Consider the following 18,133-nt stretch of genomic DNA (forward strand, 5'->3'; position numbering starts at 1 on the left):
GAACAAACGTCTGTCAGGTTCGAAACCGTCACCACACAGGCGACGCTCGCTGCCGAGCGCCTCCTTTATCAAACGTGAACGAGCGTGCCCTCTTCCTCACCGAGGATGACCCGGCGCAACGCACCCGGCTTAACAATCGAGAACACGCGAATCGGCAGTTTCTGGTCGCGGCACAGCGCGAACGCCGTGGCATCCATCACCTGCAAATTCTTGCTGATCGCTTCATCGAACGTAATGTTCGCATACCGTATCGCGGACGGGTCTTTTTTCGGGTCAGCAGAGTATACGCCATCCACCTTGGTCGCCTTCAAGACCACTTCCGCGCCAATTTCCGCACCACGCAACGCCGCGGCCGTATCCGTCGTAAAAAACGGATTCCCGGTTCCGGCGGCAAAAATGACTACTTTTCCTTCCTCGAGCTGACGAATGGCGCGAGGGCGGATATATGGCTCGACGACTTGATCCATGCGCAATGCCGATTGGACACGCGCCACGATACCAGCATGCCGCATGGCATCCTGCAGCGCCAAGGCATTCATCATCGTTGCCAGCATACCCATGTAGTCGGCGGTAGCGCGGTCCATTCCGGCAGCACCTCCCGCGACACCGCGGAAGATGTTGCCGCCACCTATCACGACCGCTACCTGGGTGCCCAGACGGACAATCTCGGCAACGTCTCCCACCATCCGTTCGATGGTCGCGCGATTGATGCCAAACGCATCATCGCCCATCAGTGCTTCGCCGGAAAGTTTCAACAAGACGCGCTTATAGGAAGTTGGCATAGGGGATTCCTGATAACGCCGGCGACGGCAACGGTAGAACTTTAGAGAGGAAACGGCATGCAGGCAACCGTGTTTCCCGCACGCCCGGTCGCCGATGGGGGCCGGTCAGAACGCCATCATGACCGGCCACCCACATTGGCGACCCCTGAATACCGATGACGGAGGCACTGCCTCCGTCATCATGACACAACTCGACCGCGAACAAATCCCATGGCCTGGCGGACGGCGCCGGTTCGTGGCGCCGTCCGGTGGTTACCATGGATGAGAGCGGCCCGATCGATCAGTTTTGCGCTTGCTTTGCCGCGGCAACCTGGGCCGCCACTTCCGCCGCGAAGTCGTCCTGGCGCTTTTCAATACCTTCGCCAACCACATACAGCTTGAACTGGCTGACCGTCGCGTTGGCGGCCTTCAGCATCTGTTCAATCGATTGCTTGTCGTTCTTCACAAACGGCTGGTTCAGCAGCGACACTTCCTTCAGGAACTTCTGCACCGAACCCTCGACCATCTTTTCCACGATCTCGGCCGGCTTGCCCGATTCCGCAGCCTTCTCGGCGGCAATCTTGCGCTCCTTCTCGACCAACTCGGCCGAGACATCGCTGGCTTGCAATGCCGCCGGCTTCATCGCCGCGATATGCATGGCCACATCCTTGCCAACTTGTTCGTCACCGCCGTCGAACTCGACCAACACACCAATACGGGTGCCATGCAGATAGGAAGCCAGCTTCTTCGCGCTTTCGATACGCTCGAAACGACGGATCGACAGGTTTTCACCGATCTTGCCAACCAGCGCCAGCCGCACGGCGTCGACCGTCGAGCTTTCCAGCGGCAATGCCGACAACGCCGCCACGTCAGCCGGATGTTGCGTCGCGACCAGCTCCGCCACCGCCTTGCCGAACGTCAGGAAGTCAACGTTTTGCGCCACGAAGTCCGTTTCGCAGTTCAACTCGACCAGCACGCCAACGCCATTGCCCACATGGGCGACGATGATGCCTTCCGCCGTCACGCGCGATGCGGCCTTGCTGGCCTTGTTACCGAGCTTGACGCGCAGGATCTCTTCCGCGCGCACGATATCGCCATCCGCCTCAGTCAGTGCCTTCTTGCATTCCATCATCGGCGCATCAGTCTTCGCGCGCAGTTCGCCCACCATGCTTGCAGTAATCGCTGCCATGTCTATTTGCTCCTGGATTCAGTCTTATCGATGTTCACTGCATGCCGATGCATTCGGGCCACCCAACGCACGCCCCGCAAGGGAAAACAAAAGGGTGGCACATCAGCATGTCAAAACATCGACATGGAAAAACGCCAATCTGTAGTTCAAAAAAAAGGGGCTTATGGAGAGCCCCTTTTTCGCCGTCAATCCCGCCGCCATCGCGACCCTGTCGTGTCACGAACCCGTGCCGGCCGTCATCCGCAGCCGGTAACCCGGTAAGAAACCGCGCCATGGGATGCCGACGCGAGACTCGGCGGGCCGGGCGGCATGACATGCACACAACGCCGACCCAGCCCGGCCTGAAGCCTTACGCCTCGTTAGCCACTTCGACGAATTCGTCGCCTTGCTCGCCACGAACCGCTTCAACCGTTTCCTTCACCGCCGTCGCACGACCTTCCAACACGGCGTCAGCCACCGCTTGCGCGTACAGCGCAACCGCCTTGCTCGAGTCGTCATTACCCGGAATCACATAATCCAGGCCTTCCGGCGAGTGGTTCGTGTCAACCACGGCGATGACCGGCACGCCCAGCGCCTTTGCTTCGGCGACGGCAATCTTGTGGTAACCAACGTCGACCACGAAGATCGCGTCCGGAATCCCCGGCATGTTCTTCACGCCACCAATGGAGCGCTCCAGCTTCGCCATTTCGCGCTCGAACAGCAGGCCTTCCTTCTTGGTCATCTTTTCCAGGTCACCCGCTTCGACCTGTGCTTCCATTTCCTTCAGCTTCTTGATCGACGCCTTCAACGTCTTGAAGTTCGTCATCATGCCGCCCAGCCAACGGCTGTTCACATATGGCATACCCGAACGCGTCGCCTCGGCGGCGATCGTTTCGCGCGATTGACGCTTCGTGCCCACGAACAGCACCGTGCCGCGATTTGCCGACAACGTGCGCACGTACTTCAGCGCGTCGTTGAACAGCGGCAAGGTCTTGTCCAGGTTGATGATGTGCACCTTGTTACGCGAACCGTAGATGTATTGGGACATCTTCGGGTTCCAGAAGCGCGTTTGGTGACCGAAGTGGACACCGGCTTCCAGCATTTCTCGCATCGAGACTGCCATGATTTTTCTACTCCATGAGGGTTCGGACTAAAACCGGCTGCGACATCACTGTCCGGCACGCACAAAATAATTGCCGGGACAGCGACACCCTGGGTGCACCGATTCGCGATTTGAACTTCCGCCCCGAAAACAGGGCCGTTACCCGCCACACAAGCCGGGCGCAAGAAATCCAGCCCGCGATTATAGCACCAGTACGGCCATGGACTCAACAGCGAGGTTTGGCCGTCCATCGTCCAGCGGATCAATCGTCTGTGAGATAATGCGGCCTTGATTGCGCTTACCGATTGGAATCATGGCCGTTACGCTGAAATCCGAACACGACATCGCCCAGATGCGCGTCGCTTGCCGACTGGCGAGCGAGGTGCTGGACTACATCACGCCCTTCGTCAAGGCAGGGGTGACCACTGGCGAACTGGACCGGCTCTGCCATGAATACATGGTAAAGGAACAAGGCACGGTGCCGGCCCCGCTGAATTACCAGCCTCCCGGCTACCCGCCTTATCCGGCCGCCACCTGCATTTCGGTGAATGATGTCATCTGCCATGGCATTCCAGGCACCAAGGTCTTGAAGAACGGCGATGCGCTGAATATCGACATCACCGTCATCAAGGCAGGCTACTTCGGCGACACGAGCCGGATGTTTATCGTGGGAGAAGGATCGATCCTGTGCAAGCGACTCGTGCAAACGACATTCGAATGCATGTGGCTGGGCATCGAGCAGGTGCGTCCTGGTGCGACGTTGGGCGATATCGGTCATGCGATCCAGCGGCATGCCGAGGGCGCGGGCTTCAGCGTGGTGCGCGAATATTGCGGTCATGGCATTGGCACGGTATTCCACGAGGAACCGCAGGTCGTTCATTACGGCCGTCCGGGCACCGGAATGACGCTGGAAGCCGGGATGATTTTCACGATCGAGCCGATGATCAACGCCGGCAAGCGCGATATCCGCACGATGCCTGACCATTGGACCGTCAAGACGCGTGACCGCAGCCTGTCCGCCCAATGGGAGCATACCGTGCTGGTGACGCCGGATGGCTTCGACGTCCTGACCGTCTCGGCATTGACACAGCCACGGCCAGTGCTGGCGGAAGTCTGACGCATGGGCTCGCCTGGACCATCGGCGTCTGGCGGGATGCTTGCCTGACAAACTGCATGCCGACAGCGTTGCACTCGGCTCGGGCGCGCGCGTGAAGCAAGGCGGCGCGTACGCGACGTCATATGCCGGGACGGTCTAAAAACCGGCACCTTTTGAATATTGTCTAATATTGTTTAAGCGATGATCGAGACTTGGCGTCATCGATCGACGGACGGAGCCTTTCCCGGCCGTCTGAAATTTTTGCGCTTCGGCCGTCCGGCCAACGGAACACCATGACAGCGTCCGCCTCCCCATCGCCTTCCCAATCGGGTCTTCCACATCCGAACGGCACTCCGATGAACAGTGCCGAACTGCGGCAATACTATCGTGGCGAGAAAACCGCCCAAATCGACAAATACCGTGGCAACGGCAAGATCGACTTGCTGATGCGCAATCTGGCGCGCAATGCCGACAGGGTGTTGACCGACATCTGGCATGACTGCAAGTTGCCCGGCATGCTGACGCTGGTTGCCGTCGGGGGATATGGACGAGGCGAACTCGCGCCGCATTCCGACATCGACATCGTTGTTTTGCTTCCGGCCGAACCCGATGAATTGCTTGCCGGACGGCTCGAACGTTTCATCGGCGCCGCATGGGATGCGGGGCTCGATGTCGGCAGTAGCGTACGAACGATCGAGGATTGCATCGAGGCCGCACACGGTGACATCACGATCCAGACCGCCTTGCTCGAAGCACGTCGCATCGTCGGCAATACGCAGTTGTTCGAACGTTTCACGAGGGCTTTTCAAGACAGTCTCGACCCGCGCGCTTTTTTCCAGGGCAAGCTGCTCGAAATGCGGCAGCGCCACGCGAAATATCAGGACACGCCGTATAGCCTTGAGCCGAATTGCAAGGAAAGCCCCGGCGGGCTACGTGATCTTCAAGTCATTATCTGGATGGCGCGTGCAGCGGGCTTTGGTTCAACGTGGCAGGAACTCGAACATTCCGGGCTGATCACGGCGCACGAGGCGCACGAGCTGCGGCGTAACGAGTTCTTTCTGAAAACGCTGCGGGCGCGCTTGCATATCCTGGCCAATCGCCGCCAGGACATGCTCGTCTTCGATCTGCAGACCGCGCTTGCCGAAGCATTCGGGTATCGCGCCAGCGCCAGCCGACGAGCCAGCGAGCCGTTGATGCGACGGTACTACTGGGCCGCGAAGGCAGTGACGCAGTTGAGCACGATCCTCGTGCAAAACATCGATGCGCGCCTGAATCCGGACCAAAGCGGCATCACGCGCGTGCTGTCGCAGAATTTCGTCGAAAAACAAGGCATGATCGAAATCGTTTCCGACGATCTTTTCGAGCGCGAGCCGACTGCCATCCTCGAAGCCTTCCTGTTGTACGAGAAGGTGCAAGGTGTTAAAGGCCTGTCGGCGCGCACGCTTCGGGCGCTCTATCACTCACGCCGCAGCATGACGCTGAGTTGGCGCCGTAATCCGGAGAATCGCCGCCTGTTCCTCGAGATCCTGAAGCAGCCGTCGGGGATCACCCATGCGCTGCGGCTGATGAACCAGACCAGCGTCCTGGGCAGTTATCTGACCAACTTCGGCCGCATCGTCGGGCAAATGCAGCACGACCTGTATCACGTCTACACGGTCGACCAGCATATTCTGACCGTGCTGCGGAACATTCGGCGTTTCGGTAGTGCCGAGCATGCGCATGAATATCCTTTTTGCAGCGAATTATTCGCGAACTTCGAACGACCCTGGGTGTTGTATATCGCCGCGCTGTTCCATGACATCGCGAAAGGCCGGGGCGGCGACCACTCGACGCTCGGCATGGTGGATGCACGCCGATTCTGCCGGGAACACGGCGTGGAGGAGAACGACACCGCGCTCGTAGTCTGGCTCGTCGAGCATCACCTGACAATGAGCCAGGTGGCGCAGAAGCAGGATACGAGCGACCCCGACGTGATAAAGAGCTTTGCCGACACCGTGGCGAGTGAACGTCGGCTGACGGCACTGTATCTGCTGACCGTCGCCGACATTCGCGGCACCAGCCCGAAGGTCTGGAATGCCTGGAAAGGGAAATTGCTGGAAAACCTGTACCGCCTGACCTACCAGGTCCTCGGCGGCGCCGCGCCGGATGCCGATACCGACTTGATCCGGCGCCGGGACGCGGCTCGCGCGGCGTTGCGGCATCGATTGGTCTCCCCGGACGCCGAAAAGCCACTATGGGAACAACTGGACGTCAGCTACTTCCTGCGGCACGACCCGGACGAGATCGCCTGGCAAACACAGAAGTTATTGCCGCACCTGACGACCGAACGCGTCATCGTCCGCGCACGCCCCTCCCCGATCGGTGAAGGGTTGCAGGTGTTGGTGTATTCGAAGGACAGGCCGGACCTGTTCGCGAGCATCTGCGGCTATTTCAGCCGCCAGGGGTTGTCCGTGCAACAGGCGGTCATCCATACGACGCACCACGGCTATGCACTGGATGATTTTCTGGTGCTGGACCCGGATCGGGAAGCCGGGAATCTTGATAATCACCGCCACATCGCCAACCTCGTCGAACAGCAATTGGCGCAGCAATTGGAGGCGCATGCCGGCCTGCCAGATCCGGTAAAAGGTCGCTTGTCCCGTCTATCGCGCGTGTTCCCGATTTCGCCGCGCATCGACCTGCGTCCCGATGAACGTGGTCAGTTTTTTATCCTGTCCGTCTCGGCGAACGACCGCGCGGGCCTGCTGTACACCATCGCGCGCATATTGGCAGAACATCGGATCGAAGTGCGGAGCGCGCGCATCCACACCCTGGGCGACCGCGTCGAAGACGTGTTCCTGATCCAAAGCGACCGGCTTGTGGATAGCCGACTGCAACTGAAACTCGAAACGGAACTGCTCGATACGCTGGCGATCTGACCCTGCTTTATCGATTCTCCCTGACCGGACGCTCGAAAAGGTCCGGGCCGCCGGCCGAGCCGGTACAACGCGTCGTCGCCGGGATCGATATCGCCGTCCGTTTCACCGTCGTGCCCTGACACGCCACGGTGCACCTCACGCGGCGCCGGCATACTTCCGGACGCAGATCTCACCTTTTGTCTTGACCGCGGCGACACCGCGGCCGAACATGCGGGTCAGCCAGCCAACGCCTCCACGGCGGCGCGGCCCCCAGGAAACATTATGCGAACCAAACTCTCCGTCTCTCGCCCCGCTTCCGGCGAGGATTCATCCACCTCCGCGCAGCCGGCGGCCAAGCGCAGTTCCGCGCGGGCTCCCGTTCGCGCCGCGTCACCGTTGGCGCGGCGGGTAAAACCTGTCCGCGACGACAGCACCGGCGACAAGCGCAAAGCGCCGCCAGGCCGAGGTACCACTGATCGCAAATCCGTCGATGGCGGGACACGCGGGAGTGGGCCGCGCACGGCGCCGCGACCCGCCGGTCCACGTGCGGCGGCAGGCACATCAAAGAACGGGCGTTTCCGCACTGGCGCCGCAACCGGCCCACGCGGCGACGCGACGGCAGCACCGCGATCACCGCGCACGCCCCGTTCCGATAGTGATGGCACCGGGCTACGGAATGAACGCGTCGCCGGCGCGCAGCGCGGGCAACGCAGCGCTGCCGCACCGCACGCGCGTCAGGGAGACGGCAAATATTCGGCGGCGCGACCGGCTGGCGCTTCAGGCGGCCGCCCCGGCACGCCAGGCGGTCCGCGGTCCGGCAGTGGGATCGCCGGACGGGGCGAAGGCCAAGGTCAGCGTGGCGGCAGGAGTGAAGGTTCACGTTCGAGCCCAGACAGACAGGAAAGCCAGGATCACCCACGTGGTCAAGGTCGCCGGGAGGATCGCGGCACGGCGGGGGATCGTCGTCCCGTCGGCACGGGCCGTACCGACGCGCGCCCTGCCGGTTTTGCACAGGGGCGCGGGGGGGATCGCCGTGGTAGCCCGGCGGGCGCCCGCGAGGAGGCGCGACCGGATCAGCGCAACGCCCCACGAGGCGAGCCCCGCGTCGACTCGCGCGGTGCCCCGCGCGGCGACACCCGTGATAATGCGCGTAAAGACAGCCGTGGTACCGCCACTGGCCGCCCTGGCGGCCGCCCCGGCAACCATGCTGCCGCGGAAGGTCGCGCTGGTGACGCCCGAAACCGCACGGATTCACGCTACACCGGGCCAGCGCGTACATCGGAGCCGAATCGGCACGGCCGCGCGCCGTTGCCGCCGGCCGTGCCCACCCGTGCCCGTCCCTCCCGCACGGACCGCCGCGATGATGGCGCACTGCCGCGCGCGAACGCGGCGCGCTCGTCGAGCGGCGACATCGGCGCACCGCGCACGAAGAGCGTCCGGGAGTACCTCGACGAAGCGGCCGCAACGGATGAAGGCGTGCGCTTGTCCAAACGCATGTCGGAACTCGGCATGTGCTCGCGACGCGAAGCGGATGAATGGATCGAAAAAGGCTGGGTGAAAGTGGATGGCCAGGTCGCGGATACGCTGGGCGTGCGCGTGAAACCAGACCAGAAAATCGATATCGCGCCGCAGGCGATGGCCGCGCAACAAAAGCTGGTGACCATCCTGCTGCATAAGCCGGTCGGGCACGTCTCCGGACAGCCGGAAGACGGCCATCCGCCGGCGGTGGCACTCGTGACGCCCTCAAATCATTGGGACATGGACGGCACGATGCTGCGCTTCACCGCGCTGCATCTACGCGCATTGGCGCCGGCGGGTCGTCTCGACATCGACTCCACCGGGCTCTTGGTCTTCACGCAGGACGGTCGCGTCGCCAAGCAACTCATCGGGGAACAATCGGAGGTCGACAAGGAATACCTGGTCCGCGTGCGCTATGGCCGCCATACCGAAAACCTGGCGTCGTATTTTCCTGAAGACCAACTGGCACTGCTGCGTCATGGTCTGTCGCTCGATGACGTCGAACTGCAACCAGCGCAGGTGGATTGGCAAAACGGCGAGCAGTTGCGCTTCGTGCTGCGCGAGGGGCGCAAACGCCAGATCCGACGCATGTGCGAAGCAGTTGGGCTGGAAGTGCTGGGTTTGAAGCGAGTACGGATCGGCGGCGTCATGCTCGGTGCCCTGCCACCAGGTCAATGGCGTTACCTCGCGGAAGGCGAAACGTTCTGACCGCCCGCGCATGCCGCCGAAGGTCCCGGCATCGCAATCGCATATGGGTCTTGCGGTCGCGCCGGTGAACATGGCAAAGGCTGCGACCAGACAACGTGCCGATTGACCGGCTCCGGCGCATTGTGTCAATCGTCGCCAGGTGCGGAACTGGCGTCCGGGAACAGCACATCGACAAAGCCGAGCTTTGACAAATCGTCCATCCGCATAGGATACAGTTTACCGATCAGATGATCGCACTCATGCTGGACGACGCGAGCGTGGAACCCGTCGGCAACCCGATCGATGGCATTGCCGAACTGATCGTAGCCCTCATAGCGGATCATCGAGAAACGCTTCACCAGCCCGCGCATGCCGGGCACCGACAAGCATCCTTCCCACCCCTCTTCCATATCATGCGACTTCGGCGCGATCACCGGGTTGATCAAAACCGTTTCGGGCACCGGTGGCGCGTCGGGATAGCGTTGTGCATCCGGTGAGAAACCAAAGATCACCACTTGCTTGTCCACGCCAATCTGCGGCGCGGCCAGTCCCGCGCCATTGGCCGCACGCATCGTGTCGAACATATCCGCGATCAACGCCAGCAATTCCGGGGAGTTGAACTCGGATTCGTCGACCGTCTTGGCAATCCGCAGCAAGCGGGGATCGCCCATTCTCAGAATTTCACGAATCATCCGCCTCTCCTCAGCGCCGCCCCGCAGCGCGTCTTCCCATCGATCGAACCGGCGCTACACACCGTCTTGCGCAAGCCGCGTCAACATCGTTGCTTCATCGATCACCTCGACCCCCAATGCTTCCGCCTTCACGAGCTTGCTGCCCGCATCGGCGCCCGCCACGACGAACGACGTCTTCGAGGACACCGAGCCCGCCACCTTCGCACCAGCCGCCTCAAGCATCGCTTTTGCATCATCGCGGCTCAACGTTGGCAGCGTACCCGTCAACACCACGGTCTTGCCGGACAACGGCACTGCGGCCTGCGACCGGGCCAAGCCTTCGCCTTCCGCCCACTCTACACCGGACGCACGCAATTGCTCAATCACCTCGACATTGTGTGGTTGCGCAAAAAACGTAAGAATCGCCTCTGCCACGACGGGGCCGATATCACGAACCGCAAGCAACGCTTCCCGATCGGCTTCGATCAATGCGTCCATCGTGCCAAAATGCTGCGCCAACGCTTTCGCCGTGCTTTCCCCCACCTGCCGAATGCCCAACGCAAAGATGAAACGTGGCAACGTCGTATGCCGCGCCTTCTCAAGCGAATCCAGCAAGTTCTGGGCCGACTTGTCGCCAAATCGGTCGAGCGCGGCAAGCGTGGCGAAACCAAGCCGGAACAAGTCTGCCGGCGTACGCACCAGATTCTGCTCGACCAATTGATCGACGATCTTGTCACCTAGTCCATCAATGTCAAGCGCGCGACGCTGCGCGAAATGCCAGAGCGCCTGCTTGCGCTGCGCCGGGCAGAACAGACCGCCGGTACACCGCGCCACGGCCTCGTCCGCTAGCCGTTCGATGGCCGAGCCGCAAACCGGACACGCCGTAGGCATGACAAACGCACGAGCATCGGCGGGACGCCGCGCCTGCACCGCGCCGACCACCTCGGGAATCACATCACCCGCCCGCCGAACGATTACCGTATCGCCGATCAGAATGTCCTTACGAGTGATTTCGTCCTCGTTATGTAACGTGGCGTTCGTTACCGTCACACCGCTGACCGACACCGGCTCCAATCGCGCCACGGGCGTGATGGCGCCGGTACGCCCCACCTGCACATCGATATCCAGCAACCGGGTCATGGCCTCCAATGCAGGGAACTTGTGCGCCAGCGCGAATCGCGGCGCGCGAGAGACAAAACCCAGCGCCGCGCGTTGCTCAGTCTCGTTCACCTTATAGACGACACCATCGATGTCATACGGCAACGCCTCGCGGCGCGCACCGATCCCGCGGAAAAAGGCGAGCATGCCGGCTGCACCGTGCACCACCGCACGCTCCTTGCAGACCGGCAGTCCGAGCGCGTCATACCAGTTCATCAACGCATCATGTGTCGCAGGCATCGGCACCCCTTCGAGCGCGCCGATGCCATAAGCGAAGAACGACAACGGGCGCTTGGCGGTGATCTTTGAATCGAGCTGTCGCAGGCTGCCGGCGGCGGCATTGCGCGGATTGGCAAAGGTCTTTTCACCTGCCGCACGCTGACGTTCGTTCAAGCGCTCGAAATCGCGCTTGTACATCAGCACCTCGCCACGCACTTCGAGCACATCCGGCATCGGCACGCCCTTGACGGCCTTCAATTGCAACGGAATGGTTCGCACGGTGCGGATGTTGTCAGTGACGTCCTCCCCGGTGGCGCCATCGCCGCGCGTCGCGCCGCGCACAAAGCGGCCGTGCTCATAGCGCAAAGATATGGCGAGGCCATCGAATTTCAACTCACACGCGTAAGCGAGAGCATCACGCCCCTGGGCCGGTGCGATCGCCTCCAGATCCTTCGGGGTAACCGCTGCATCGACCGTGGCACCGGCGGCCAGCTTGGCCAGACCTTCCGCGCAACGTCGGTCGAACGCTTCCACTTCCTCATCGTCGAACGCGTTATTCAGCGACAACATCGGTACCGCGTGCGTGACACTGGCAAAAGCCGTCAATGCCTCGCCGCCTACCCGCTGCGTGGGAGAATCCGGCGTGATCAGATCCGGATTCGCGTGTTCCACCGCCTGCAATTCCGCAAACAACCGGTCGTATTCGGTATCCGGGACCTCGGGGTCATCCTCGACATAATAGGCATGATTCAGCCGCGCCAGTTCGGTCCGTAATGCGGCCGCGCGGACTACCGGATCAGCATTTTCGCGTTCAGCGGGCGTGGGATGGGCGGCACGGGGCGCCGCCTTGGAGGCAGGATGGCTCATCGGATTTCAAGATACACCATGACGCATGGCAAGCGGCTGAACGCGTCCGCGCACCCGGCATGCCATCGTGCGGATTACGCGGTCAGGAAGAAAATAAACGCCGGGCCGCGGTCGACCCGGCGGGCAGCCCCGCCTGTTCGAGCCGCGCGTACAACGTCATCAGGCGGTCGTCGATCGCCTGCATCGAGGCATCCGGCAACACGCGGCGCTGATCATCGACCACCCGGGCGCCGATGCGTTGCGCCAGTGAACGGGCGTAATCGCACATCAGGCGCCATGGCAGGATGTCTTCGTCCGCCACCGGCACATCAAGCAGCAGCGTGATCATCTGGCCACCCTTGTAAGTCAAGTCGTCGCGCAGGAAATTCATGTTCTCGAACGTCATCGTGAACACCGGGTTCTGCTGCGCATCGAGCTTGACGAAACGCGTGCCATCGCGAGAAAGCAGCATGCCATCCTGCGACGCCACCGCCTGCACATAGCTGCCCGACCAGGGGGCGCCATCGGTCAGGACGTTCACCGACAACTGTGCATCGCATTGCGCGGCAAAACCGTCCAGTTCACGCGCCATCTGCACAACGGCGCCCATGTCCGGGAAATCCGCCGACGCGTCGAGCGCATCCGCCAGCTGGTGGACGCTACCGACAAACTCGCTGAACTCCAGTTCATTCAACGCACCCGAACGGTTTGCAAGCTGCACGGCGACCCGCAGACTCTCGTAGCGGGCACCCGGACGCAGCGCTCCCCACTGGCCCTGGGTGTCACATCCCTCGACGAACACCGGCTTGCTGCCGGCGCGTCGCAATCGAACCGCGAACGGAATCACCCGGTCGCCGGTCACCGCTTCGCCGAGTGTCAACGGCACGATGCAGTCCAGTCGTGAATCGACCACGACGGGCGGAAGGTTCGATATGGTCGCTCTCGCCCCGAGGTCACGGCCCTGGACGAGCGGCTGGCCCGACTGCGCATCATCGGCATGCGCGGCGGAGTCACCACCGTGCACCGCCCCTGCAGACGCACCCTCTGCGCCATCGACACTGGCCAGCACGGCATCGCTTTCCACGCTCGCACCGTCACCCATCGCCGCCGCGGAAACCCCTTCGACCACCGGTATGAAGTCGTCGGCTTTTGACGCCTCGGATTGCGTTTGCGTCAATGTGCCGAAGGTTGGCTCGCGACGTTCGCGCGCCGCAACCTCGCGGGCTTCCTGCCTGGCTGCATCGCCATCAACCGCGGACCTGGTAACCGTGGTAACGGCGCCAGGCGCGGCGGCGGGTTTTGTGCCGCGTGCGTCCGACCACACAGGCGCGCCACCGGCGGCATCCGACGTGCCCGGTGCACCCGGCCGCGGCTCGCGACGACTCACCCGGTCCGGCGCGATGAATGGCGCCTCCTCGTTCTCCGGCATGCCCGCGGCGACGCCCTCGCCGGGCGCGTCGTCCATGGTACGCGGGAGACGCCGGCGGACCCGTTTTCCTTGTACGCCGTTATAAACGACAACCGCGACGACGATGATGACGCCCGCGACAATCAATCCGAGTTGCAACTCGTTCATGCATGCTCCATCCCATGCCCAATGGCCGGCCGCGCCGGCCACGTTTCTGGTGTTCTGGTCTTACTATCTATTCTCGACGAAACCTGCCGCCGATTCCATATCGACGGCCACGATCCGCGATACGCCCTGTTCCTGCATTGTCACGCCGATCAGTTGCTGCGCCATCTCCATCGCAATCTTATTGTGGGAGATAAAGAGGAACTGCGTCTTGTCCGACATGGCACGCACCAGGTTTGCATAGCGCTCGGTGTTCGCATCGTCGAGCGGCGCATCCACTTCGTCCAACAGGCAGAACGGTGCCGGATTCAGTTGGAACATGGCGAACACCAACGCAGTGGCCGTCAGCGCTTTTTCCCCCCCGGACAACAGGTGAATCGTCGAATTCTTCTTGCCCGGCGGCTGCGCCATGACCTGAACGCCGGAGTCGAGGATCTCGTCGCCTGTCATCTGCAGCTTCGCCTGGCCTCCGCCGAACAGGCGTGGGAACATCTCGCTGAAATGCCGATTGACCTCGTCGAACGTGGATTGCAGCAACTGACGCGTTTCCTGATCGATCTTGCGGATCGCATCCTCCAATGTCTCGATCGCCGAGGTCAGGTCGGCAGACTGGGAGTCAAGGAAGGTCTTGCGTTCGCGGGCGGCACGCAGCTCCTCCAACGCCGCCATGTTCACGGCCCCCAACGCCTGAATCGCATTGTTGATCCGTGTGACCTCGCCCTGTAGCCAAGAGGCTTTCAGATCAGGCGTCAACCGCGCCCGCAACGCATCGAGATCGATTTGCACAGCCTGCAATTGCTCGCCGAACTGCTCGGCGCTCAACCGCGCCGCCTGTTCCTTCAACTGGCATTCCGTGATGCGTTCACGTAGCGGTTGCAGCGAGCGCTCGGTGGTCAGGCGTTGTTCGTCGGCGCCTCGCAGACGTCCAGTCAGGTCATCCAGCTCGGTACGTGCCGAGGCCAGTGCCTGCTCCCGCGCCGTACGCACTTCCAGCGCTTCCTGCAAGCCCGTATCCTGCGTCTTGTCCTCTATCCCGGCCAGCTCGATGCGGGCCTCTTCCAGTTCGGCATCGATACGTTCCAATTGCTCGCCGCAGACATCGATGGAGCGGCGCAATTCCTCGATACGCGCGCGCAGATTGCGCTCCTCGAAACCGGCGTCCTGTGCAGCACGCTCCAACTCGCGTAACGCGCGCCGCGCATCGTCGAGTTCGCGTTGCAGTCGCTCGAAGGCGACCTGCTGGTCCTCGAACGCCGCCTGGCTCTCGGCCAACGCCTGGTCGTGCTGCTCGAACGCGGCCTCGGCCGTCTCGCAAATCGCGCGTTGCTCGTCTACCTGGGCGGCAATCTCGTCCAGCTCCTCGCTGATCTGCGTATGCCGCGACGTGAAACGCTCGTGCGCCTGGTTCAACTTCAATGCCGTCAGTTGCAGCGCATGCGCGTCGCGCGTCGCAGCATCGGCTTGCTGGCGCAGCGCAGCCTCGCGCGTCACTGCCTCGGTGTGCGCCGCCTCGGCGCGACCCGCGTGCAATTTCGCATCATCGGCCAGCAACGCCTGCGCGCGAACCTCGCGTGTCAGGTTTTCGATTTCCTGCGCCCGCGCCAACATGCCGGCATTTTCCGAATCGGCGGCATACAGTGCGATACCCACGCGGCTGACTTGATGGCCGGCGGGCACCACCAGACAGGCGCCGTCCGGCAGCGTATCGCGACTGGCAAGCGCGGCCGCGAGGTCATCGGCCGCATAAGCATGCGCCAGCCAGTCCGTCAGTACCGCGCGCAGGCCCGGCTCGTCGATGCGAATGAGCGACGCCAAGGGTCGCAACCCTTCGGCGACGGGGGCGGCGCGCCCTGCCGTCGGTGGCGAGTAGAACGCCAGCTTGGCGGGTGGCGCATCCGAGGCAAACGCCTTGACCCAGTCGAGATTCGAGATCTCGAGCGCCGCCAATCGTTCCCGAAGCACCGACTCGACGGCCGTTTCCCAGCCACGCTCGACGTTCAGCCGCTTCCATAGACGCGGCAGGTCCTGCAACTCGTGCTTTTGCAGCCAGGGTTGTACCTGCCCCTCGGTCTGCACGCTTTGCTGCAATGCCTTCAACGCACCCAGACGCGCATCAAGTTGCCCGATCTTCGTTGTCTCGTCGCGCAAGCGTTGGTCGGCCTCGCGCCGGGCCGCATCGAGCGCCGGCACCGTCTGACGCGCCTCCGCCAGCGCCGCCAATGCGTCGTCGCGGATGGCTTCCTGCTCGGCAAGCGCTACCCGCGCCGCCTCCAGGGCCGCGTCATCCGGGACATCGAGACCATTCGCCTCGTTACGCAACCGTTCCCGGCGCATGTCGAGCTGTTGCAATTGCTGTTCGGCATTGCGCCGCTGCGCTGCTTCCAGCTTCAGCGCTTGTTCGGATGCGGCGATCGTTGCACGCGCCTGGGTCAAATGGGTCTGTGCGTCGCGCCAGCGCTGCTCGAGGTCCGGCAAGGCATCGGCCGCGGTAACCGCAGCGGCCGCTGCTTCCTCGTTGCGCGCGCCCGCGTCCGCCAGCGCGGCATCCGCCGCATCGGCATCGGCACGGGCGTTCTGTGCCTGCGTCTGCCACTGCTGGCGTTGTGACTCGAGCGTATTGACTTGCGCACTGACCCGATTCCGGGCGTCGATGATGAAGCGGATCTCGGCCTCGATCTTCGAGACGTCGGCATTCGCCTCATACAACCGCCCCTGCGCGGCTTGCACGGCGTCACTGGCCGAATAGTGCGCCACCCGCAGCGTTTCCAGATCGCGCTCGACTTCGCGCAGCTTCGCCGTCTGCGCTTCCACTTCGTTCTGCGCCGCTTCCATTTGCCGTTGATGCCGCAGACGCTCGGCCTCGGCCTCGGTCTGCCGCAGCAACCACAGCAATTGTTGCTTTTCTTCGCCTTCCTGCTGTAAGTCGCGGAAATTCGCGGCAACAGCCGCCTGGGCCTCCAGCTTTTCCAGGTTCGCATCCAGTTCGCGGACGATGTCCTCGACCCGCGTCAGGTTCTCTCTGGTGTCCTGCAGGCGGTTTTCGGTCTCGCGACGGCGTTCCTTGTATTTCGATACACCGGCTGCTTCTTCCAGGAACACGCGCAGCTCCTCGGGCTTGGCCTCGATGAGGCGCGCGATCATGCCCTGGCCGATGATCGCGTACGCACGCGGTCCAAGGCCGGTACCGAGAAAAATGTCCTGGATATCGCGCCGGCGCGCCGGCAGGTTGTTGATGTAGTAGCTCGATGTGCCGTCGCGCGTCAGTACACGCTTGACGGAGATCTCGGCATACTGTCCCCACTGCCCGCCGGCACGGTGACCACTGTTGTCGAAGACCAGTTCGACGCTGGCCCGACTCCCGGGTTTGCGGTTGGTCGAACCGTTGAAGATGACGTCCTGCATCGACTCGCCACGCAATTCGGAAGCGCGCGATTCGCCCAGCACCCACCGGACGGCGTCGATGATGTTCGATTTGCCGCAGCCGTTCGGCCCCACGACACCCACGAGTTGCCCGGGCACCTGAAAGTGCGTCGGATCGACGAAGGATTTGAAGCCGGCTAGTTTGATCGAGGTAAGACGCACGGGATCGTAACGGGTTTGCCAAAAAAGTCGTAAACGGATCGCCGGCGCCAAGGCCGACAAGAATGCAACGGATGATACCATCGCGACCGGCCCCGTTCCGCACCCGACACACCCCGAACGGGCATACGGCGCAGAACAACGCGACGATTTCATGACATTCGACGAAAATGGAGCCGGCGGCATGTCGCTCACGCGTGTACGGCGTGGACAAGCAGGCGGAACATTGCCACACATGGCGCGGCGCGCCGGACCGCGCGAGGTATAATCGATGCCCTCTGCCTGACAATGGCATCTATCTCCCTCGCCTGTCCGCTATCCGACCCGATTGCCGTGAATCCGCTCCTCCAGAAGCTTCAGCCCTATCCTTTTGAAAAGTTGCGCCTGCTGTTTCGCGACGTTGTGCCACCCGCGACGCTGAAACCGATCAGCTTCGGCATCGGCGAGCCGAAACATCCGACGCCCCCTTTCATCCTGGAGGGTTACCAGAACGCCCTGGGCGGCCTGGCAGTCTATCCGGCCACCGCCGGCAGCGACGCGTTGCGGCAGGCCGCGGCCGATTGGCTGAAGAAGCGCTATCCGGCGATCGCGGCCAAGCCGGTGGACGCGGCAACGCAGATCCTGCCAGTCGCGGGTACGCGCGAAGCGCTTTTCTCGATCGCGCAGACGGTGATCGATCCGTCCGCCGGCGACGCCATCGTGGTCTGCCCGAACCCCTTCTACCAGATCTACGAAGGCGCGGCCCTCCTCGCCGGCGCGACACCGTACTACGTGAACGCGGTGCCGGCACGCAATTTCGCGCCGGATTACGACAGCATTCCAGACACCGTCTGGGCCAAGACGCAGCTTGTCTATGTC

The 18,133-nt window shown here is 62.6% G+C and carries 11 protein-coding genes; 4 read left to right on the top strand and 7 right to left on the bottom strand.

Annotated features, from left to right (window positions below; genetic code table 11):
• Nucleotides 1–68: 68 nt before the first annotated feature.
• The 3 genes from pyrH to rpsB form a co-directional block, all read right to left on the bottom strand.
• The gene (gene pyrH / locus WM40_RS13310) at nucleotides 69–782 is read right to left on the bottom strand and encodes a UMP kinase (protein WP_024903093.1); all 714 of its coding nucleotides are present in this window, start codon (nucleotides 780–782) and stop codon (nucleotides 69–71) included.
• A gap of 280 nt (nucleotides 783–1,062) precedes the next feature.
• Entirely contained in the window at nucleotides 1,063–1,950 is an 888-nt protein-coding gene (gene tsf, locus WM40_RS13315) for a translation elongation factor Ts (RefSeq protein WP_024903094.1), read from the bottom strand.
• Nucleotides 1,951–2,299: 349 nt separating this feature from the next.
• Nucleotides 2,300–3,052, bottom strand: a complete 753-nt coding sequence (gene rpsB / locus WM40_RS13320) for a 30S ribosomal protein S2 (protein WP_036009279.1) — start codon at nucleotides 3,050–3,052, stop codon at nucleotides 2,300–2,302.
• A 292-nt stretch (nucleotides 3,053–3,344) separates the two neighbouring features.
• Here rpsB and map point away from each other — a divergent pair, with 292 nt between their 5' ends.
• The 3 genes from map to WM40_RS28760 all read left to right on the top strand — a co-directional run bounded on the left by map (nucleotide 3,345) and on the right by WM40_RS28760 (nucleotide 9,250).
• Nucleotides 3,345–4,148, top strand: coding sequence for a type I methionyl aminopeptidase (gene map / locus WM40_RS13325; protein WP_024903096.1), 804 nt, complete (start codon nucleotides 3,345–3,347; stop codon nucleotides 4,146–4,148).
• Nucleotides 4,149–4,483: 335 nt separating this feature from the next.
• Nucleotides 4,484–7,045 (top strand): [protein-PII] uridylyltransferase, encoded by a 2,562-nt coding sequence (locus WM40_RS13330; RefSeq protein WP_390174004.1) that lies wholly within the window; start codon nucleotides 4,484–4,486, stop codon nucleotides 7,043–7,045.
• Nucleotides 7,046–7,306: 261 nt separating this feature from the next.
• Nucleotides 7,307–9,250, top strand: a complete 1,944-nt coding sequence (locus tag WM40_RS28760) for a pseudouridine synthase (RefSeq protein WP_082102684.1) — start codon at nucleotides 7,307–7,309, stop codon at nucleotides 9,248–9,250.
• Nucleotides 9,251–9,375: 125 nt separating this feature from the next.
• Here WM40_RS28760 and def read toward each other — a convergent pair whose 3' ends face one another.
• From def to smc, 4 genes are all read right to left on the bottom strand, one after another.
• Nucleotides 9,376–9,921 carry a peptide deformylase gene (def, locus tag WM40_RS13340; RefSeq protein WP_046153061.1) on the bottom strand — a complete coding sequence of 182 codons (546 nt, stop codon included), beginning with the start codon at nucleotides 9,919–9,921 and terminating at the stop codon, nucleotides 9,376–9,378.
• A gap of 54 nt (nucleotides 9,922–9,975) precedes the next feature.
• Nucleotides 9,976–12,144 (bottom strand): NAD-dependent DNA ligase LigA, encoded by a 2,169-nt coding sequence (ligA, locus tag WM40_RS13345; protein ID WP_024903100.1) that lies wholly within the window; start codon nucleotides 12,142–12,144, stop codon nucleotides 9,976–9,978.
• Between the two features lie 82 nt (nucleotides 12,145–12,226).
• Nucleotides 12,227–13,699, bottom strand: coding sequence for a cell division protein ZipA C-terminal FtsZ-binding domain-containing protein (locus WM40_RS13350; RefSeq protein WP_024903101.1), 1,473 nt, complete (start codon nucleotides 13,697–13,699; stop codon nucleotides 12,227–12,229).
• 63 nt (nucleotides 13,700–13,762) lie between these two features.
• Nucleotides 13,763–17,278, bottom strand: coding sequence for a chromosome segregation protein SMC (gene smc, locus WM40_RS13355; RefSeq protein WP_046153087.1), 3,516 nt, complete (start codon nucleotides 17,276–17,278; stop codon nucleotides 13,763–13,765).
• Between the two features lie 285 nt (nucleotides 17,279–17,563).
• Here smc and WM40_RS13360 point away from each other — a divergent pair.
• Nucleotides 17,564–18,133, top strand: a 570-nt coding sequence (locus WM40_RS13360) for an aminotransferase class I/II-fold pyridoxal phosphate-dependent enzyme (RefSeq protein WP_046153088.1), incomplete at its 3' end; no start/stop codon positions are given.

The sequence above is a fragment of the Robbsia andropogonis genome, from assembly GCF_000970345.1.
GTDB classification, from domain to species: domain Bacteria; phylum Pseudomonadota; class Gammaproteobacteria; order Burkholderiales; family Burkholderiaceae; genus Robbsia; species Robbsia andropogonis.